The following is a 19511-nucleotide window of genomic DNA, read 5'->3' as shown; positions in this document are numbered from 1 at the left end:
CTAAAAGGAATCCACGTCATGGAAACATGACGGGGTAATGCATCATGCACTGGCTTTTAGCACACTGTTGAGTTCTCAAGAAACGGACGCGTACACCCGGCTGAGGCTCACTTCCGGTGAACCCCGCGCCGTGAGGCGCTATCTCGTTCGACGCAATCTTATCAGTTCGTCCCGCTCCGTGTCAACTCTCTCGACTTGACGAGAAGCGAGTCGGACGTCCAAGATTGTCCGCCCCGATCGGGGCAACCCCCGCAACGTACCGTGTCGCTGTGGCCATGTCGAATCAACCGAATTTTCGGTGATCTCGGCACACCCCAGGACAGCCCGTGCGAAAACACACCGAAGCGGCTTCGCCGAGTGGCTCGTTACTTCAAGGGGTTCGCCTCGAGGCCCGTCCGCCTGTCCGGCGTCCGGCTCACTCCCGGGGCGAAGTGAAAGATTAGGTGCCGATCCACGACTCGTCAAATCGCCCCGCCCTACGCGCCGGAACCCGTCCCAACGCCGCTCCCCCCGCACAAACACATCTCCGCCCGAACACACCAACCGCCCGAACACACCAACGGGATGGGTGGCACGTCCCGATTGGCTCTGATGACGAGCCGGCGGTGCGCGGCGGCGGCAGCCGGGTCGCGCCGCGCGCGGGCGGCGGCAGCAAACCGCGCCTTGCGCGGGCGGCGGCAGCAGGTCGCCCTTGCGCGGGCGAGCAGGGCCCGATCTGTCGCGGCAGGCCGGCCTGCGCGGTGAGATGGGCGGCGGTTGCGACATCTGAGGGCTCCACGGGTGCCGCATCGGCTCCGATGCGCTGCAGGTCTGCGGCCGAGCCCCGAAGCGCACCGCAGGTCCGCCATCGGCAACAGCGCCCCCAGTCAGCGCGATCGGCAGCGGCCCCAGTCGATCGGCAGGTGCCCGCGCGCCGTCCATGCACGACCCGGCCCCCATGGACGGTCCAGGAACCGGGCGCCCATGCGCCCCGGAGCTCCGCGGAGCGCGTGCCGCGTGTTCCGGCGGCAGATGCCGATTGCCTAGGTCCCTGCCCAGATGCCGCGTGCCCGGAGATGCCTGCCAACGCGTGCCCAAGATCTCTTGCCGAGCGGCATGCCCCCGGCGTCACGGGATGACGACGGTCTTGGCCAGCTCGCGCACCTGCTCGACCGACCGGAAGACCTCGGCCGTGATGCCCGCCTTCCGCGCCGCCACCACGTTCTCCTCGCGGTCGTCGATGAACAGCACCTCCCCCGGCGTCACGCCCATCCGCTGCGCGCAGATCTCGTACGCACGCAGGTCCGGCTTCGCCACCCCTTCCCGGCACGAGAACGTCAGCGCGGCGAAACGGCCGAGCAGGGAGGCGTGCCGCGACTCCCAGACGGGCACCAGGTCCGCGATGATGTTCGACAGCAGGCCGAGGCGGTGTCCCTGGTCGGCGAGTTCGTGGATCAGGCCGGCCATGGCGGTGTCGAGGCGCGACCAGCTGTCGAGGTCGGCGGCGATCAGCGCGGGCACGTCGGCGAAGCGCACCCCGAGCCGGTCGGCGACGGCGTCCCAGTAGGCGGGGCTGTCCTGGCCGGCGTCGTACGCCGGACGGCACGCCCAGTACGCCTCCCAGAACGGCTCCTCCTCGGCTCCGGCCAGCTCGACGATCCGCCGCCGCGCCTCATCCGCTTGATTGAGGGCGATCACCCCATAAAGGTCGAAAACGATCACGTTTGCCATGTCCCCGACCATAACCGCACGTATCCTGCCTCGGGTGAACTCTGTCGCCACCCGTGTCGCTCCAGCACGTCCGGCCACGCGCCGGCGCGCGTCCGCTCCCTGGTGGATGGGGTTGCTCGGCGGGATCGCCGCCTTCTCGGGCACCGGCGCGAGCACCCTGAACGGCGACGAGCTGGCCACCATCAGTGCCGCCGAGCGGTCGCTTTCCGGACTGATCGAGCTTGCCCGCCACATCGACGGGCACTTCCTGCCCTACTACCTGTTCATGCATGTCTGGGTGAAGGCGGGCACGGCGGAGCTGTGGCTCCGGCTGCCGTCGGCGGTGGCCATCGGGGTGGCGGCGTGGCTGCTGGCGGACCTGGGCCGGCGGGTGCACAGCACCCGGGCCGGGGTGGTCGCGGCCGGCGTGTTCGCGATCCTGCCGTCGGTGTCCTACTACGGCGCCTTCGCCAGGTCGTACGCGTTCGCCGCGGCCGCGGTGGTGCTCGCGTTCTGGACGCTGCACCGGGCGCTGGAGCGCCCGAGCGGGCGCAGGTGGGCGGCGTACGGGGCGGCGGTGGCGTTCGTGTGCTGCACGCACCTGTTCGCGGTGCTGGTGCTCCCCGCCCAGATCTTCCTGGTGCGGCGGGACGTGGCGGCCAGGATGGCGGCCGCGCTCGCCGCCGGATGCGTCCCCGCCGCGGTGCTGGGGCTGATCGGGTTCGGCGAACGGCACGCCATCAGCTGGATCCCGCAGCGCGGTCCCGAGGTCTGGCTGAAGTTCCCGAAGATGGCGGCGGGCTCGGAGCCGCTCGGCATCGCGCTGTTCGCGATCGCGCTGGCGGGCGCCGTGCTGCTGTGGCGGGTGGCGGGTGCGCGGCTCTGGGCGGCGGCGCTCGCGGGGTGGCTGGTGCTGCCGCCCGTGCTGCTGCTCGCGATCTCCTGGCTCGTCACCCCCGTGTACGTGGACCGCTACCTCTTCGTCACCGCCCCCGCACTCGCGCTGCTCGTGGGCATGGCGGTCGCCTGCCTGCCGCGCTTCCACGTGGTGGCCGGGGTGCTCGTCGTGGTGGCGGGCTGCCTGGTCGCGCTGCCCCAGCACGTGGACGTGCGCGAGGAGAACGGCCGCATGGAGAACATCCCGTGGGCGCTGCGGGTGATCAAGGCGAAGCCGGACGACGCCATCGTCTACGGGCAGAGCCAGCTGCGTACCGGCTTCGACTACTACGCCGGCTCCCTCATGCCGGTCGACGTCCTGCGCACGGAGGACGAGCCCGCCTCCAGCGGGTTCGGCTACCGGGAGCGGCGGGACGTCGCGGCGGCGCTGGCCGGGCGCGAGCGCGTGTGGGTGGTCTGGCGCGGCACCAAGCAGACGGGCCTGAAGGCCGACGGGCTGCCCCGGGTCGAGCAGGTACGCGCGGCCGGGTTCGAGCTGGAGCTGGCCAAACATTCGGGCGACCTGCCGGGGCTGACGGTCGCGCTGTTCACCCGCGCCGAGGAAGCGCAGCAGCCGACCACACCGCGCGCCGGCCGGCGGGCATCCACCGGCGAGGCCGCCCAGCGCCGCAGGACCGGCACGCCGCACCCGGCCGCGACCGCGCCCAGCAGGCGGGACACGGACCAGGAACCCGGCAGGCGGGACACGGACCAGGAGACGCCCGGAACCCGGCGGTAGCGCGGGCACCCTGAAGCGCCGGGCACGGGCCGACCGGTCGCACGGCCCCGCGCCCCCGGGCGATGCCGCGAATCCGTCGCACGGCGCCGGCCTGCGCGGGCCCAACAGGCCCGCCGCGCCGCACTGGGCTGCACCCGGCTCCATGAGAGGCGGACCCAGCAGGCCCGCCGCACCCGGCTGCACCCGGCTCCATGAGAGGCGTGCTCAGCAGGCCCGCCGTGTCGCACCCGCCCCCGGAGAGGTGGCCGGGCATGCCTGAGGGCGGGCGCCTGCCACGCAGTGCCCGCCCCCAGCAAAGCAGTGCCGTCACCAAGCAGTGCCGTCACACAGGGCGCACAGGGCGCCGCCTCGGACGGAACGTCAGCCGGTGACCTCGACGCCGCCGATCGACTTCTTGCCGCGCCGCAGCACCATGTACTTCCCGGCGAGCAGGTCCTCGGGGCCGGGCACGTACGCCTCGTCGGTGATCTTCCGGTTGTTGAGGTACGCGCCGCCCTCCTTGATGACCCGGCGGGCGGCGGACTTGGACTCGACGATGCCGCTCTGCGCGAGCAGGTCGACGTACGGCACCCCGAGCGCCGGGATGTCGGCCTTGGGCACCTCGGCCAGCGCGGCACCGAGCGTGGCGGCGGGCAGCTCCTCGAGCGCGCCCTGGCCGAAGAGCGCCTTGGAGGCGGCGACCACGGCGTCCAGCTCCTCCTTGCCGTGCAGCAGCTCGGTGAGGTCGGCGGCGAGCACGCGCTGGGCCTCGCGGGCGAAGGGCCGCTCGGCGACGGCCTTCTCCAGCTCCTCGATCTCCTCGCGGCTGCGGAACGTGAACACCTTCAGGTAGTGGATCACGTCGCGGTCGTCGGAGTTGAGGAAGTACTGGTAGAAGGCGTACGGGGAGGTCATCTCCGGGTCGAGCCAGAGGGCGCCGCCCGCGGTCTTGCCGAACTTGGTGCCGTCGGCCTTGGTGATCAGCGGCAGCGTCATGACGTGGACGTGGCCGCCCTCGACGCGGCGGATCAGGTCGGCGCCGGCGGTGATGTTGCCCCACTGGTCGCTGCCGCCGATCTGCAGCGTGCAGTTGTAGCGGCGGTAGAGCTCGAGGAAGTCGTACGACTGCAGGATCTGGTAGCTGAACTCGGTGTAGCTGAGGCCCTCGCCGGCCAGCCGCGCCGAGACGGACTCCCTGGCGAGCATGCGGTTGACCGGGAAGTGCTTGCCGATGTCGCGCAGGAACTCGATGGCGGTCAGCTTGCCGGTCCAGTCGAGGTTGCTGACCAGGAGCGCGGCGTTGGGCTGGGCGTCGAAGTCGAGGAAGCGCCCGACCTGGCCGCGCAGCCGCTCGACCCAGCCGGCCACGACATCGACGTCGTTGAGCGAGCGCTCGGTGTTGCGCCCGCTGGGGTCCCCGATGAGGCCGGTGGCCCCGCCGACCAGGCCGATCGGGCGGTGGCCGGCCTGCTGGAAGCGGCGCAGCGTCAGCAGCGGCACGAAATGACCGACATGCAGGGACGGCGCGGTCGGGTCGAAACCGCAATAAAGCGTGATCGGTCCCTTGGCCATGGACGCGCGCAGCGCATCGAGGTCGGTGGACTGGGCGATCAGGCCTCGCCACGCGAGGTCGTCAAGGAAGTCGGTCACGGTGATCTGGCTTTCCTGTCGGATGTCGGTGCCTTTAGCCTGCCCGATCGGGGCGGATGCGCGCCACTTGGATACGCTGGGTGCCCATGTGGAGGGTCCGTCGCGAGCTGGCCGTTTTCAAGATCTTAGGGGCTCTGGCGTGTGCCGGGCTCGGGGTCTACTGGTGGTCGGCCGGCGATGTCCGCGGTGTGATCCTCGCCGTGCCCGCGACCGTTCTGCTGGGGGCGATGGGGCTGCGCGACGTGCTGGCGCCGGTGCGGCTGGCGGCCGACGAGAGCGGCATCACGGTGGTGCACGGGTTCGCGGGGCGGCGGCACGTGCCGTGGGAGGCGATCGAGGACATCAAGGTGGACGTGCGCAGGCGGTGGGGGCTGCGCAGCGAGACGCTGGAGATCGACACCGGCGACCATCTGCACATCTTCAGCGCTCATGAGCTGGGCGCCTCTCCGACGGAGGTGGCCGCGGCCCTGCGGCGCCGGGGCACGTGAGCCCGGTACGGGGAGACGGTCGGATCGCCCTCGATCCAGAACCGCCACGGCGTCTCCTTCGCCGTCGACACGCCGGTGCGCGGCCCTGACCTGATCGTCGCGGGGTCGGCGGGACGGCCTTCGAGCACGACGGCCGACTGCCGGGGGCGGCCGGCGGGCGAGCCTTCGAGTATGGCGTCGATGCCGTTGTGCTCGCGCAGCAGGCCGAGCGCGACGGCCAGCCTGGCCGGGCCGCGCGCCAGATCGCGGTCGGGGACCGGCCGGCCGTTGGAACGGCGGGCGCGCGCCTCGGCCACGCCCTCCACCACCTCGCCCGCGCGCAGCAGCACCGCCGAGCCGAAGCCCTCGGGCAGGCAGACGAGGTTGGCGCAGAAGTGCATGCCGTAGGTGAAGTACACGTACAGGTGGCCCGGCGGGCCGAACATGACGGCGTTGCGCGGGGTCTTGCCGCGGTAGGTGTGGGCGGCGGGGTCCTCGCCGGGGCCGCCGTACGCCTCGACCTCGGTCAGGCGCACGGCGACGGAACCGTGCACGAGCACGCGCCCGAGCAGGTCGGGCGCGACCTCGTGGGAGGGCCGGTCGAAGAAGCTCCGCGGCAGCGGTGCGGAGCTCAGCTGCCCGCCGCCCATGCCGCCTGCGCGTCGACGACTTCGCGGAGTGCGATGAGCTGGTCGCGGACGCGGTCGGGCGCGGTGCCGCCGTACGCCTTGCGCGCCGCGAGCGCGCCGGGCACGCTCAGCACGTCGCGGACGTCGGGTGTCAGGTGCGGCGAGACCTTGGCCAGCTCGTCGTCGGTCAGCTCGCCGAGGTCCTTGTCGTTGACCTGGCACCAGACGACGAGGTGGCCGACCGCCTCGTGCGCCTCGCGGAACGGCACGCCGCGCCGCACCAGCAGCTCGGCGAGGTCGGTCGCGAGGGCGTAGCCGTCGGGGGCGGAGGCCTCCAGGCGGGCGGTGTTGACGCGCATGGTGGCGACCAGGCCGGCCATCGCGGGCAGCACCAGCAGCAGGGTGTCGACGGCGTCGAAGACCGGCTCCTTGTCCTCCTGCAGGTCGCGGTTGTAGGTCAGCGGCAGGCCCTTGAGCGTGGTGAGCAGCGACATCAGGTTGCCGATGAGGCGGCCGGACTTGCCGCGGGCCAGCTCGGCCACGTCGGGGTTCTTCTTCTGCGGCATGATCGACGAGCCGGTGGAGTAGGCGTCGTCCATCTCGATCCAGCGGAACTCCTGCGAGGCCCACAGGACGATCTCCTCGCCGAGCCGCGACAGGTGCACGCCGATCATGGCGGCGTCGAACAGGAACTCGGCGGCGAAGTCGCGGTCGGCGACGGCGTCCATCGAGTTGGGCGCGGCGGCAGCGAAGCCCAGCTCGTCGGCCACGGCCTGCGGGTCGAGCGGCAGCGACGAGCCGGCCAGGGCGCCGGAACCGAGCGGGGAGATCGCGGCGCGCTTGTCCCAGTCGGTGAGCCGGTCGACGTCGCGGGCGAACGCCTGCACGTGGGCGAGCAGCTGGTGGCCGAAGGAGACCGGCTGCGCGTGCTGCAGGTGGGTCATGCCGGGCGCGGCGGTCTCGATGTGCTGCTCGGCCTGCGCCATGAGCGCGGTCTCCAGCTCGACCAGGCGGGAGACGATGGTGCGGGCGTGGTCGCGGAGGTAGAGCCGCAGGTCGGTGGCGATCTGGTCGTTGCGCGAGCGGCCGGCGCGCAGCTTGCCGCCGAGCGAGCCGAGCCGTTCGAGCAGGCCGCGCTCGAGCGCGGTGTGCACGTCCTCGTCGGCGACGGTCGGGCGGAACTCGCCGGACTTGCACGCCTGCTCGAGGTCGTCGAGCGCGCCGATCATGCGCTCGAGCTCCTCGTCGGTCAGCAGGTTCGCCCGGTGCAGCACGCGGGCGTGCGCCCTGGACGCCGCCAGGTCGTACGGCACCAGCCGCCAGTCGAAGTGGACGCTCACCGACAGCCGGGCCAGCGCGTCGGACGGGCCGCTCTCGAAGCGTCCGCCCCACAGCCGCATCGGCTTGCCTTCACTCACCGTTGTGTCCTCCATATACGTTTTCTGGCTGGCCGCGCCCGCGTCGGTGCTCGCCGGCATCGTGCCTCGCGCTTTCCCCTGGCTCCTGCGCGACATTAGTGCACGTCGGCCCCTCGTGGTGTGCCGGGCAGCCGTGATCCTAGCCCGGGAGCGGGCCTGAGCAGGCGCGGCGCGGTCTAGGCGCGCCGATCGGCGATCTTGAGCAGGGCGTCGGCGACGGCCTGCCCGCCGGTGGGGTCGCGGCTGATGACGAGGATGGTGTCGTCGCCCGCCACCGTGCCGAGGATGGACTCCCAGTCGGCGTGGTCGATGGCGGAGGCGAGGAACTGCGCCGCGCCCGGCGGCGTGCGCACGATGACCAGGTTGGCCGACGCCTCGGCCTCGACCAGCAGCTCTTCGGCGATGCGGCGCAGCCGGGCGGCCGGGGTCTCGCCGGTGCCCGTGCGGGCGAGCGGGATGCGGCCGCCGCCCTCGCCGGGCAGCGCGTAGACGAGCGAGCCGTCGTCGGCGCGCAGCTTGAGCGCGCCGAGCTCGTCGAGGTCGCGCGAGAGCGTGGCCTGGGTGACCTCGACGCCGCTCTCGGCCAGCAGCTTGGCCAGCTCGGGCTGGGAGCGTACGGCCTTGCGCTGCAGCAGCTCGGTGATCTTGGCCTGGCGGGCCGCCTTGGTCATCGGGATCATCGCTGGGACACCAGCCAGTGGAGCAGCGCCTTCTGGGCGTGCAGGCGGTTCTCCGCCTGGTCCCACACGACGCTGCGCGGGCCTTCGAGGACGTCTTCGGTGATCTCGTACCCGCGGTAGGCGGGCAGGCAGTGCAGCACGATCGCGTCGGGCGCGGCGTGTTCGAGCAGCTCGTTGTTCACCTGGTACGGCGAGAGCGCGGCGACGCGCTGCTCCTTGCCGTCCTGGCCCATCGACACCCACGTGTCGGTGGCGACGACGTGAGCGCCCTGGACCGCGGCCTCGGGGTCGGACAGCGCGACGACCGAGCCGCCGGTCCCGGCGGCGATGGCGGCGGCCTTGTCGAGGATGACCGCGTCCGGCTGGTAGCCGGCGGGCGCCGCGATACGGACGTGCATGCCGGCCGTGGCGCCGCCCAGCAGGTAGGAGTGGGCCATGTTGTTGGCGCCGTCGCCGAGGTAGGTGAGCGTGACGCCGGCGGTGCGGCCCAGGTGCTCCCTGACGGTCTGCAGGTCGGCGAGGATCTGGCAGGGGTGGAACTCGTCGGTGAGCGCATTGACCACGGGCACCCGGGAGTGCGCGGCCATCTCCTCGATGAGCTCCTGGCCGGTGGTGCGCCAGACGATGGCGGCCACTTGGCGCTCGAGCACACGGGCGATGTCGGCGGTGGGCTCGCCGCGGCCCATGAGCACCGAGACGTTGTCGACGACCAGCGGCAGGCCGCCCAGCTCGCCGATGCCGGTGTGGAAGGAGACGCGGGTGCGCGCCGACGGCTTGTCGAAGAGCACGGCGACGGTCTGCGGGCCCTCGAAGGGGCGGTAGCCGAAGCGGTCCTTCTTCATGGCGTCGGCGAGGTCGAGCACCTCGGCCTGCTCGGCGGGGCTGAGGTCGTCGTCGCGCAGGAAGTGCCTGGTCACTTGGCCGCCTCCGCGAGGATGGCAGGGAACGCCGCCACGAACGCGTCGACCTCGTCGGCGGTCACCACGAGCGGCGGCGCGATGCGTACGGCGTCGGGCTGCAGGGCGTTGACCAGGAAGCCGGCGTCGGCGGCGGCCTGCTGCACCTGGGCGGAGCGGGGCTCGGCGAGCACGGCGGCCAGCCACAGGCCGCGGCCGCGCACGTTCTTCAGCAGCGGGTGCGCGACGGACTCAAGGCCGGTGCGCAGCCGGGCGGCGACGGACTTGACGTGGTCGAGGTCGAGGTTGTCGAGCACGGCCAGCGCGGCGGCGCACGAGACCGGGTTGCCGCCGAACGTCGAGCCGTGGTCGCCCTTCTCGAACAGCCTGCCGACGTCGCCGAAGCCGATGCAGGCGCCGATCGGCAGCCCGCCGCCGAGGCCCTTGGCGAGCGTGAGGATGTCGGGGGTGACGCCCTCGGCCTGGTGGGCGAACCAGTGGCCGGTACGGCCGATGGCCGACTGGATCTCGTCGGCGACCAGCAGCGCGCCGGTGGAGTCGCAGACCTCGCGGGCGGCCTCGAAGTAGCCCTCGGGCGGCGGCACCACGCCGGCCTCGCCCTGGGTGGGCTCGAGGAAGACGGCGATGCAGTCGCCGGTGACGGCCTCCTTGAGCGCGGCGGCGTCGCCGTACGGGACGAAGCGGACGTCCACCGGGAACGGCCCGAACTGGTCGCGGATGGACGGCTTGCCGGTCAGCGACAGGGCGCCGATGGTGCGGCCGTGGAAGCCGTTCTCGGCGGCCACGAAGTAGGAGCGGCCCTCGCGGCGGCCGTACTTGAGCGCCAGCTTGTAGGCGGCCTCGTTGGCCTCGGTGCCGGAGTTGGCGAAGAAGACGCGGCCGGGCGCGTTGAGCAGGTCGAGCAGCTTCTCGGCCAGCAGCACCTCGGGCTCGTGCAGGAACAGGTTGGAGGTGTGCGCGATCGTGGCGACCTGCCGGGAGACCGCCTCGACCAGCGCGGGGTGTGCGTGTCCGAGCGAGCTGGTGGCGATCCCGGCGATGAAGTCGAGGTACTGCCTGCCGTCGACGTCCCAGACGCGGGTGCCCTCGCCGCGGGCCAGCGCGATCGGCGGGACGCCGTAGTTGGGCATGAAGGCGTTGCCGAAGCGCTCGTGCAGGTTCATGACGGGATCACCATCGTTCCGATTCCTTCATTGGTGAAGATCTCCAGCAGCAGCGAGTGGGGCACCCGGCCGTCGAGCACGTGGGCCTGCGGGACCCCGCCCTGCACGGCCGTCAGGCACGCCTCCATTTTCGGCACCATACCGCTGGAGAGTGTGGGCATCATCGCCGCCAGCTCGTCGGCGGTGAGCTGGTCGATGACGTCGGTGTCGTCGGGCCAGTTGGCGTACAGGCCCTCGACGTCGGTCAGCACGATCAGCTTCTGCGCCTTGAGCGCCACGGCCAGCGCGGCGGCCGCGGTGTCGGCGTTCACGTTGTAGATCTCCCCGTCGTCGCCCCTGGCCACGCTGGAGACGACGGGGATGCGGCCGTCGTCGAGCAGCGCCCGCACGGCGCCCGGCTCGACCTTGATGATCTCGCCGACCTGGCCGATGTCGACGGGCTCGCCGTCCACGATCGCGTGCTTGCGCACGGCGGTGAACAGGTGGGCGTCCTCACCCGACATGCCGACGGCGAACGGCCCGTGCCGGTTGATCATGCCGACGATCTCGGGGTTGACCTGGCCGGTGAGCACCATCCTGACGACCTGCATGGCCTCGGGCGTGGTGACCCGGAGCCCGGCGGTGAAGGTGGACTCGATGCCGAGCCTGTCGAGCGCGCTGCTGATCTGCGGGCCGCCGCCGTGCACCACGACCGGGCGCAGGCCGGCGTGGTGGAGGAAGACGACGTCCTCGGCGAAGCGGTGCTTGAGCGACTCGTCGGTCATGGCGTTGCCGCCGTACTTGACGACGACGACGGCGCCGTGGAAGCGGGTGAGCCAGGGCAGCGCCTCGATCAGTGCCTGGGCCTTGCTCTGCGCGGTGGTCAGCCTCATGAGGAGTACGCCGAGTTCTCGTGGACGTAGTCGGCCGTCAGGTCGGTGGTGTGCACGGTCGCGGTGTGCGGGCCCGCCGACAGGTCGATGGTGATGGTGACGTCGCGCGGACGCATGTCGACCTTGGAGCGGTCGTCGCCGACGGCGCCGCCACGGCAGATCCAGATGCCGTTGATGGCGACGTTGAGCCGGTCGGGCTCGAACTCGGCGTCGGTGGTGCCGACGGCGGCCAGCACGCGGCCCCAGTTGGGGTCCTCGCCGTGGATGGCGCACTTGAGCAGGTTGGAACGGGCGACCGCGCGGCCGACCTTGACCGCGTCGTCCTCGGACGCGGCGCCGACCACCTCGATGGCGATGGCCTTGCTGGCACCTTCGGCGTCGACGAGGAGCTGCCTGGCGAGGTCGGCGCAGACCTCGGTGACCCGCTCCTCGAACTCGGCGAGGTCGGGCCGCACCCCGGCGGCGCCGCTGGCGAGCAGCAGCACGGTGTCGTTGGTGGACATGCAGCCGTCGGTGTCGAGCCGGTCGAAGGTCTTGGACGTGGCCGCGCGCAGCACGGTGCCGAGCTCTTCCGCGCTGACCTCGGCGTCGGTGGTGATGACGCAGAGCATGGTGGCCAGGGCGGGGGCGAGCATGCCGGCTCCCTTGGCCATGCCGCCGACCATGTAGCCGCTGCCGCGCTTGAAGGAGATCTTGGAGACGGTGTCGGTGGTGCGGATGGCGTCGGCGGCGGCCAGGCCGCCGTCGCGGGAGAGCTGCCCCGCCGCGGTCTCGACGCCGGACAGCACCGCGTCCATCGGCAGCCGCACGCCGATGAGGCCGGTGGAGCAGACGGCGACCTCGCCCGCGGAGTCTTCGAGCACCTCGGCCACCTTCTCGGCGGTGGCGTGGGTGTCCTGGAAGCCCTCGGGCCCGGTGCAGGCGTTGGCGCCGCCGGAGTTGAGCACGACGGCGCGCAGCCGGCCGCCGGACAGGACCTGCTGCGACCACAGCACCGGGGCGGCCTTCACGCGGTTGGCGGTGAAGACGCCCGCGGCGGCGCGGCTCGGCCCGTCGTTGACGACGAGTGCGAGGTCACGGGCGCCGCCGGGCTTGATGCCCGCGGCGACGCCGGCCGCCCTGAATCCCAGTGGGGCGGTGACGCTCATGCCGCCTCCTTCGCCGCCGGCAGGGATGCCGGGCACCCGTGCTTGCTGATCTCTACGCTGCGCTCTCTCACGGAGCAACTCCTGTCGTGGGGAGGCCAAGCTCTTCCGGCAGGCCGAGGGCGAGGTTGACGCTCTGGATCGCGCCTCCGGCCGTGCCCTTGGTGAGGTTGTCGATGGCGATGACGGCGACCACGCGGCCCGCGCGCTCGTCGAGCGTCACCTGCAGTGCGGCGATGTTGGCGCCGTAAGTCATGGAGGTGGCCGGCCAGACGCCCTCGGGCAGCAGGCGGACGAACGGCTCGTCCTTGAGCGCCGCCTCATACGCCGAGCGCAGCGCCTCCTTGGTGAGGCCGGGCGCGGCGGGGGCGGTGCAGGTGGCCAGGATGCCGCGGCTCATGGGCGCGAGCGTCGGGGTGAACGAGACGCGGACCGGCCGCCCGGCGACGGCCGACAGGCCCTGCTCCATCTCGGGGGTGTGGCGGTGGACGCCGCCCACGCCGTACGCGCTGACCGAGCCCATGACCTCGCTGCCGAGCAGGTGGGGCTTGAGCGACTTGCCGGCGCCGCTGGTGCCGCTGGCGGCGACCACGACGACCTCGGGCCCGGCCAGGCCCGCGGCGTAGGCGGGGAACAGCGCGAGCAGCACGGAGGTCGGGTAGCAGCCGGGCACGGCGATGCGGGTGGCGCCCTTGAGCACCTCGCGCTGGCCGGGCAGCTCGGGCAGGCCGTAGGGCCAGGTGCCGGCGTGCTCGCCGCCGTAGAACTCCTGCCAGGCGGCGGGGTCGGCGAGCCGGTGGTCGGCGCCGCAGTCGACCACGATCGTCTCGTCGCCGAGCCGGGCGGCGACGGCGGCGGAGTGGCCGTGCGGCAGGGCGAGGAAGACCACGTCGTGCCCGGCGAGCGCTTCGGCGGTGGTCTCCTCGATGACGCGGTCGGCGAGCGGGGCGAGGTGGGGCTGGTGCGCGCCGAGCCTGGTGCCGGCGCTGGAGGCGGCGGTCAGCGCGCCGATCTCGAACTCGGGGTGAGCGAGGAGGAGGCGGAGCAGCTCCCCTCCCGCGTAGCCGCTGGCCCCCGCGACCGCTGCCCTCATGCGACATCCTCCCGCTGCATGACTATGCATCAAAGCTTATGACTTTGCTTGTGAAGATGATGCACTCTAGAGCATGAACATGCAAGCCTGGCCGGGGCCGCTGACCGCATCGTGAGACGTGGCGGCGGCGGACACGTGCCGGAAACATGCGGGCGTGTTGCAAGCCATGCACCAGTTCTTGTCCGTTTTCCGGTCCGCCACACGTAAAAAGCCCCGAGCCGTATGGCTCGGGGCCACGGATGAGCGTGCGCTCAGCGCAGGAAGGCCGCGGCGACGCCCGCGTCCACCGGGATGTGCAGGCCGGTCGTGTGGGTCAGCTCGCCGCCGGTGAGCGCGAAGACGGCCGCCGCCACGTGCTCGGGCAGCACCTCGCGCTTGAGCAGCGTGCGCTGGGCGTAGAACTCGCCCAGCTTCTCCTCCTCCACGCCGTACACCTTCGCCCGGTTGGCGCCCCAGCCGGAGGCGAAGATGCCGGAACCGCGCACCACGCCGTCGGGGTTGACGCCGTTGACCCGGATGCCGTGCGCGCCCAGCTCGGCGGCCAGCAGCCGCACCTGGTGCGCCTGGTCGGCCTTGGCGGCGCCGTAGGCGACGTTGTTCGGCCCGGCGAAGACGGAGTTCTTGGAGGAGATGTAGACGATGTCGCCGCCCATGCCCTGGTCAATCATGACCTTGGCGGTCTCCCTGGAGACCAGGAACGAGCCGCGCGCCATGACGTCGTGCTGCAGGTCCCAGTCCTCGACCGTGGTCTCGAGCAGGGAGCGCGACAGCGACAGCCCGGCGTTGTTGACGACCAGGTCGATACCGCCGAAGGCGAGCACGCCCGCGCGCACGGCGGCGGCGATCTGCTCCTCGGAGGTGACGTCCACGCCGATCGCCACGGCCGCGTCGGACGGCCGGTGCGCCTGCGCGCCGATCTCGGCGGCCACCTTCTCGGCGGCGGCGAGGTCGCGGTCGGCAACGATCACGCACGCGCCCTCGGCGGCCAGCCGGCGCGCGGTGGCCGCACCGATGCCGGAGCCGCCGCCGGTGACCAGCGCGATCCTGGTGGCCAGCGGCTTGGGCTTGGGCATGCGGCGGAGCTTGGCCTCCTCCAGCTCCCAGTACTCGATGCGGAACTTCTCCGACTCGGGGATGGGCGCGTAGGTGGAGACGGACTCGGCACCGCGCATGACGTTGATGGCGTTGACGTAGAACTCGCCGGCCACCCGCGCGGTCTGCTTGTCCTTGCCGAAGGAGAACATGCCGACGCCCGGCACGAGCACGATCGCCGGATCGGCGCCGCGCATGGGCGGCGAGTCCGGCTGTGCGTGCCGCTCGTAGTAGGCGGTGTAGTCGGCGCGGTAGGCGGCGTGCAGCTCGCGCAGCCGCTCGGCGGCCTGCTCAAGCGGCGCGTCCGGCGGCAGGTCGAGCACCAGCGGCGCGACCTTCGTCCGCAGGAAGTGGTCGGGGCAGGACGTGCCCAGCGCCGCGAGCCTCGGGTGCTCGGCGCGTGAGACGAAGTCCAGCACCTCGGGCGTGTCGGTGTAGTGGCCGACCACGCGCGCGTCGGTGGAGGCCAGGCCGCGCACGATCGGGAACAGCGCGGCGGCCCGCGCGTGCCGCTCGGCCTCGGGCAGCGTCTCGTAGACGACCGGGCCGAACGGGTCGGGGCGGCCGTGCTCGGCCAGGTACGCCTCCGCGGTACGGATGATCTCCAGCGAGCGCTCCTCGCACTCCCGGGAGGTCGAGCCCCACGCGGTGATGCCGTGGCCGCCCAGGATGCAGCCGATGGCCTGCGGGTTGGCGTCCTTGATCGCGGCGATGTCCAGGCCGAGCTGGAAGCCGGGGCGGCGCCACGGCACCCACACGACGCGGTCGCCGAAGATGCGCCTGGTCAGCTCCTCACCGTCGGCGGCGGTGGCCAGCGCGATGCCCGCGTCGGGGTGCAGGTGGTCGACGTGGGCGGCGTCCACCAGGCCGTGCATGGCGGTGTCGATGGACGGGGCGGCGCCGCCCCTGCCGTGCAGGCAGTAGTCGAAGGCCGCGACCATCTCGTCCTCGCGCTCGACGCCCGGGTAGACGTCCTTGAGCGCGCGCAGCCGGTCGAGGCGGAGCACGGCCAGGCCCGACTCCTTGAGCGTGCCGAGGTCGCCGCCGGAGCCCTTGACCCACAGCAGCTCGACGTCGGAGCCGGTCACCGGGTCGGTCGCGGTGCCCTTGGCGGAGGTGTTGCCGCCTGCGTAGTTGGTGTTGCGCGGGTCGGCGCCCAGGCGGTGGGAGCGATCGAGCAGCTCGTTGATGACGTTCGACATGACGGTTCAGGCCCCCCAGCCGGCCTGCGTGCCGCCGACGCGCTCGGCGGCGATCTTCTCGAAGTATCCGGACGCGGCGTAGGCGGCCATCGGGTCGGGCGCGAGGCCCATCTCCTCGCGCAGCTCGGCGAGCAGCGGCCGCACGTCGGTGTTGTAGGCGTCCATGAGGACAGCGTTGGCGCCCAGCACGTCACCGGCGGCCTGGGCGGCGGCCAGCGCGTCGCGGTCCACCAGCAGCGCCTTGGCGGTGGCCTCCTGGACGTTCATCACCGAGCGGATCTGGCCGGCGATCTTGGGCTCGATGTTGTGGCACTGGTCGAGCATGAACGCGACGTTCGCCTCGGGGTCGAGGCCGCCGCCGCGCACCACCTCGAACATGATGCGGAAGAGCTGGAACGGGTCCGCGGCGCCGACCATGAGGTCGTCGTCGGCGTAGAAGCGGGAGTTGAAGTCGAAGCCGCCGAGCTTCCCCTCGCGCAGCAGGAACGCCACGATGAACTCGATGTTGGTGCCCGGCGCGTGGTGGCCGGTGTCCACGACCACCTGGGCCTTGGGGCCGAGCTTGACGCAGTGGGCGTACGCGGTGCCCCAGTCGGGCACGTCGGTGGCGTAGAAGGCGGGCTCGAACAGCTTGTACTCCAGCAGGAAGCGCTGGCCGTCGCCGAGCCGGTCGTAGACCTCGGCGAGCGCCTCGGCCAGGCGGTCCTGGCGGGCCCGCAGGTCGTCCTGGCCCGGGTAGTTGATGCCGTCGGAGAACCACAGCTTGAGCGTGTCGGAGCCGGTGGCGTCCATGATGTCCACGCATTCGAGCAGGTGGTCGGTGGCCTTGCGGCGCACGCGCGGGTCGGGGTTGGTGACGCTGCCCAGCATGTAGTCGTCGTCCTGGAAGACGTTGGAGTTGATGGCTCCGATGCCGACGCCCAGGTCGCGGGCGTGCCGGGCGAGGTCGGCGTAGTCGTCCACCTTGTCCCACGGGATGTGCAGGGCGACCGTGGGCGCGACGCCGGTGTGGGCGTGCACCTGGGCGGCGTCGGCGAGCTTCTCGTACGGGTCGCGCGGCACGCCCCTCTGCGCGAACACCTTGAAGCGGGTGCCGCTGTTGCCGTAGGCCCAGGACGGCGTCTCGATGTGCTGCGCCCGCAGCGCGGCCTTGATGTCAGTCATTACTCCCCGATCAGTCCAGGTGGAACACTTCGGTCAGCGGCGTCATGCCCTCGTCGGGCCGGCCGTCGAGGTCCTCGAAGAACGGCGCCATCTCCGCCTGCCAGCGGGCGTTGACCTCGGTCTCGGCCATCGCCTTCTTGGCCGCCTCGAAGTCCTCGGTCTCCAGGTAGCCGACGAGCAGGCCGTCGTCCCTGAGGAAGAGCGAGTAGTTGTGCCAGCCGGTACGTGACAGCGCCTCGCGCATCTCCGGCCAGACGTCGCGGTGGCGCTCGCGATACTCCGCCAGCCGATCCTGGCGGACTTTCAGCAGGAAGCACACGCGTTGCACTGACACTCCCTTCAAAACGTTTTAATGTTCTGGGCAGGAAACTATGATTCCCGCTGGCCGCTGTCAATGCGCGGCCCGGCCCCGGCCTTGCGCTGCGGGCCCGCGATCGGGCTCTGACACGTTTCAAGCCACGCGCGCCGCCCACCCCAGGAGCGCCCCGCCTTCGCGAGGGCGCGATCCGCGAGGGAGCGGCCCGGGCGGGCGCGGGTCAGCCGGGCACCACGACGGCGTCCCCCGCCGCGACCGTGACGGTGCGGCCGTCGCGGGTGGTGACCGCGGCGTCCTCGCCGGTGTGGTTGATCGCGAACAGGAAGGAGCCGCCGTCGGCGCGCGTGCGGCGCACCACCTCCACACCGGGCACGGTGCCGGCGGCGGGCTCGACCCCGGCCTCCCCGCAGACGGTGCCGATGACCCCGGCGAGCGCGGCGTCGTCGAGCAGGGTCGTCAGGTAGTGGGCGACGCCGTCGCCGAACTCGTTGCGGGTCCAGGCGGGCTCGCCGCTCGCGTACGTGTCGAGCACCTTCGCCGTGGTGACCCGCGCCGCCTCGCTCCACAGCCGGCCCGTCGCGCCGGATGCCAGCCTGATCGGCTCGGCGAGCGGGAAGAACTCCTCGACGGTGACGCCCAGCAGGTCGCGCCAGGCGCCCGGGTAGCCGCCGAGCCGCACCCTGTCGTGCTCGTCCACGATCCCGCTGTACGGCCCGACGAGCACGACGCCGCCCCGGCGCGCGAACTCCTCCAGGTTGGCCGCGCCCGCGTCGCTGACCAGGTAGAGCTGCGGGACCAGCACGAGCCGGTAGCCGCTCAGGTCGCCTTCGGGGTGCGCGATGTCGCAGGTGATGCCGGCCCGCCACAGGGCCGCGTGCCAGCGCTTGGCCTCCTCCACCGGGTCGAGCTCGGAGCTGGGCTGGGCGGGGTGGTCCTGGGCCCACACGCTGGAGTGGTCGATGAGCAGCGCCACCTCGGCCTCGACCCGGCTGCCCGCGACATCGGCGAGCCCGGCCAGCTCCGCGCCGAGCGCCTTCACCTCGCGGAAGATCTTGGTGTCGGGGCCGGCGTGCGGCAGCATCGCCGAGTGCCACTTCTCCGCGCCCGCCCTGGACTGGCGCCACTGGAAGAACATGATGCCGTCGGCGCCCCTGGCCAGGTGGGCCAGGGAGTTGCGGCGCAGCTCGCCGGGGGCCTTGGCGAGGTTGCGCGGCTGCTGCCAGTTGACGGCGCTGGTGGAGTGCTCCATGAGCAGCCAGGGCCGTCCGCCGTTGAGCGAGCGCGCGTAGTCGGCGGCGAAGGCCAGGTCGATGTGCGGCTCGGCGCGGGCGCCGATGAGGTAGTGGTCGGTGGAGACGACGTCCAGCTCGGCGGCGAAGGCCCAGCAGTCCATGTCCCAGTGGGCGCCGGCCATGAGGTTGGTGGTGGCGGGCACGCCGGGGGTGATCTGCTTGAGCAGCTCGCGTTCGGCCAGGTAGAGCTCGACGAGGGCGTCGGAGCTGAACCTGCGGAAGTCGAGGAGCTGGCCGGGGTTGACGAAGCTCGGCGTGGCGCGGGGCGGCAGGATCTGCGCCCAGTCGCTGTAGTGCTGCGACCAGAAGGCGGTGCCCCAGGCGTCGTTCAGCTCGTCGAGCGAGGCGTAGCGCGAGCGCAGCCAGGCGCGGAAGGCCGCGGCGGAGGCGTCGCAGTAGCAGCGGGCGTTGTGGCAGCCGTACTCGTTGTGCACGTGCCACAGGGCGAGCGCCGGGTGGTCGCGGTAGCGGAGCGCGACCTGCTCGGCGATGCGCAGCGCCTTCTCCTTGTAGATCGGCGAGCTGGGGCAGAACGCCTGCCTGCTGCCGTGGTACAGCCGCCAGCCGTCGGCGTCCACGGGCAGCGCCTCGGGGTAGGTGTCGGCGAACCAGGGCGGTGGTGAGGCGGTGGGGGTGGCCAGGTTGGCCCGGATGCCGTTGGCCGCCAGCAGGTCCATGGCCCGGTCGAGCCAGCCGAACTCGAAGACGCCCTCGACGGGTTCGAGCAGCGACCAGGAGAAGATGCCGAGGCTGACCCTGTTGACTCCGGCCTCGCGCATCAGCGCGACGTCCTGCTCCCAGGTCTCCTCGGGCCACTGCTCGGGGTTCCAGTCGCCGCCGTACGCGATGACATCCGGCATGAAGCCTGCCTTTCATGGGTCGTTTACCTGGGGATTAAAACGTTTCCACATATCGGCACACAAGTCCCGGCAGCGCCCCGCGACAGATCTCCGCTGCTCAGGCGGGGGTTCGGGAGGAACGGGGCGACCCTGAGCGCTCGCTCAGGCACGCCGCGCCACGCTGTGGAACGTTCGCGGTTGAACGTTTTTCATCTCACCGCTCAATTGA

General features: G+C 71.9%; 16 protein-coding genes. 2 read left to right on the top strand and 14 right to left on the bottom strand.

The features are described 5' to 3' along the window. Window positions 1–1107: 1107 nt before the first annotated feature. Window positions 1108–1710 (bottom strand): HAD family hydrolase, encoded by a 603-nt coding sequence (locus ACGFIM_RS37055; protein ID WP_393210743.1) that lies wholly within the window; start codon window positions 1708–1710, stop codon window positions 1108–1110. Window positions 1711–1744: 34 nt separating this feature from the next. Here ACGFIM_RS37055 and ACGFIM_RS37050 point away from each other — a divergent pair, with 34 nt between their 5' ends. After that, window positions 1745–3364 (top strand): glycosyltransferase family 39 protein, encoded by a 1620-nt coding sequence (locus ACGFIM_RS37050; protein WP_393210740.1) that lies wholly within the window; start codon window positions 1745–1747, stop codon window positions 3362–3364. A 360-nt stretch (window positions 3365–3724) separates the two neighbouring features. On the opposite strand, the gene tyrS is transcribed toward ACGFIM_RS37050, so the two are convergent. After that, complete coding sequence (tyrS, locus tag ACGFIM_RS37045) at window positions 3725–4993, bottom strand: tyrosine--tRNA ligase (RefSeq protein WP_393210737.1); 1269 nt, start codon at window positions 4991–4993, stop codon at window positions 3725–3727. Between the two features lie 86 nt (window positions 4994–5079). On the opposite strand from tyrS, the gene ACGFIM_RS37040 reads away from it, so the two are divergent. After that, complete coding sequence (locus ACGFIM_RS37040) at window positions 5080–5481, top strand: PH domain-containing protein (protein ID WP_393210734.1); 402 nt, start codon at window positions 5080–5082, stop codon at window positions 5479–5481. On the opposite strand, the gene ACGFIM_RS37035 is transcribed toward ACGFIM_RS37040, so the two are convergent. The 12 genes from ACGFIM_RS37035 to ACGFIM_RS36980 all read right to left on the bottom strand — a co-directional run bounded on the left by ACGFIM_RS37035 (window position 5421) and on the right by ACGFIM_RS36980 (window position 19303). Beyond that, on the bottom strand, window positions 5421–6110 hold the full coding sequence (locus ACGFIM_RS37035) for a DNA-3-methyladenine glycosylase (protein ID WP_393210731.1): 690 nt from the start codon (window positions 6108–6110) through the stop codon (window positions 5421–5423). The two genes, ACGFIM_RS37040 and ACGFIM_RS37035, sit on opposite strands and share 61 nt — an antisense overlap. Beyond that, entirely contained in the window at window positions 6092–7522 is a 1431-nt protein-coding gene (gene argH, locus ACGFIM_RS37030) for an argininosuccinate lyase (RefSeq protein WP_393210728.1), read from the bottom strand. Before argH ends, ACGFIM_RS37035 begins: the two co-directional genes overlap by 19 nt. Before the next feature lie 161 nt (window positions 7523–7683). After that, the gene (locus tag ACGFIM_RS37025; RefSeq protein WP_393210725.1) at window positions 7684–8187 is read right to left on the bottom strand and encodes an arginine repressor; all 504 of its coding nucleotides are present in this window, start codon (window positions 8185–8187) and stop codon (window positions 7684–7686) included. Next, window positions 8184–9104 carry an ornithine carbamoyltransferase gene (argF, locus tag ACGFIM_RS37020; RefSeq protein WP_393210722.1) on the bottom strand — a complete coding sequence of 307 codons (921 nt, stop codon included), beginning with the start codon at window positions 9102–9104 and terminating at the stop codon, window positions 8184–8186. The genes ACGFIM_RS37025 and argF overlap by 4 nt, the downstream gene beginning before the upstream one ends. Continuing rightward, window positions 9101–10267: an acetylornithine transaminase gene (locus ACGFIM_RS37015; RefSeq protein WP_393210719.1), complete on the bottom strand. Its 1167-nt coding sequence runs from the start codon at window positions 10265–10267 to the stop codon at window positions 9101–9103. Before ACGFIM_RS37015 ends, argF begins: the two co-directional genes overlap by 4 nt. After that, the gene (gene argB / locus ACGFIM_RS37010) at window positions 10264–11139 is read right to left on the bottom strand and encodes an acetylglutamate kinase (protein WP_393210716.1); all 876 of its coding nucleotides are present in this window, start codon (window positions 11137–11139) and stop codon (window positions 10264–10266) included. The genes ACGFIM_RS37015 and argB overlap by 4 nt, the downstream gene beginning before the upstream one ends. Further along, window positions 11136–12287: a bifunctional glutamate N-acetyltransferase/amino-acid acetyltransferase ArgJ gene (argJ, locus tag ACGFIM_RS37005; RefSeq protein WP_393210713.1), complete on the bottom strand. Its 1152-nt coding sequence runs from the start codon at window positions 12285–12287 to the stop codon at window positions 11136–11138. The genes argB and argJ overlap by 4 nt, the downstream gene beginning before the upstream one ends. Window positions 12288–12354: 67 nt before the next feature. Next, entirely contained in the window at window positions 12355–13377 is a 1023-nt protein-coding gene (gene argC, locus ACGFIM_RS37000) for an N-acetyl-gamma-glutamyl-phosphate reductase (RefSeq protein WP_393210710.1), read from the bottom strand. A 251-nt stretch (window positions 13378–13628) separates the two neighbouring features. Continuing rightward, on the bottom strand, window positions 13629–15671 hold the full coding sequence (locus ACGFIM_RS36995) for a bifunctional aldolase/short-chain dehydrogenase (RefSeq protein WP_393210707.1): 2043 nt from the start codon (window positions 15669–15671) through the stop codon (window positions 13629–13631). A gap of 6 nt (window positions 15672–15677) precedes the next feature. After that, on the bottom strand, window positions 15678–16835 hold the full coding sequence (rhaI, locus tag ACGFIM_RS36990) for an L-rhamnose isomerase (protein ID WP_393210704.1): 1158 nt from the start codon (window positions 16833–16835) through the stop codon (window positions 15678–15680). Between the two features lie 10 nt (window positions 16836–16845). Next, window positions 16846–17163 carry an L-rhamnose mutarotase gene (locus tag ACGFIM_RS36985; protein ID WP_364070310.1) on the bottom strand — a complete coding sequence of 106 codons (318 nt, stop codon included), beginning with the start codon at window positions 17161–17163 and terminating at the stop codon, window positions 16846–16848. Window positions 17164–17371: 208 nt separating this feature from the next. Beyond that, the gene (locus ACGFIM_RS36980) at window positions 17372–19303 is read right to left on the bottom strand and encodes a beta-galactosidase (RefSeq protein ID WP_393210700.1); all 1932 of its coding nucleotides are present in this window, start codon (window positions 19301–19303) and stop codon (window positions 17372–17374) included. Window positions 19304–19511: the final 208 nt, after the last annotated feature.

Origin of the sequence: Nonomuraea sp. NPDC049309, assembly GCF_043196965.1 — a bacterium.
Classification (GTDB): Bacteria; Actinomycetota; Actinomycetes; order Streptosporangiales; family Streptosporangiaceae; genus Nonomuraea; species Nonomuraea fastidiosa.
The sequence above is the reverse complement of the archived record's forward strand: the minus strand, read 5'-3'. Positions and strand labels throughout refer to the sequence as shown.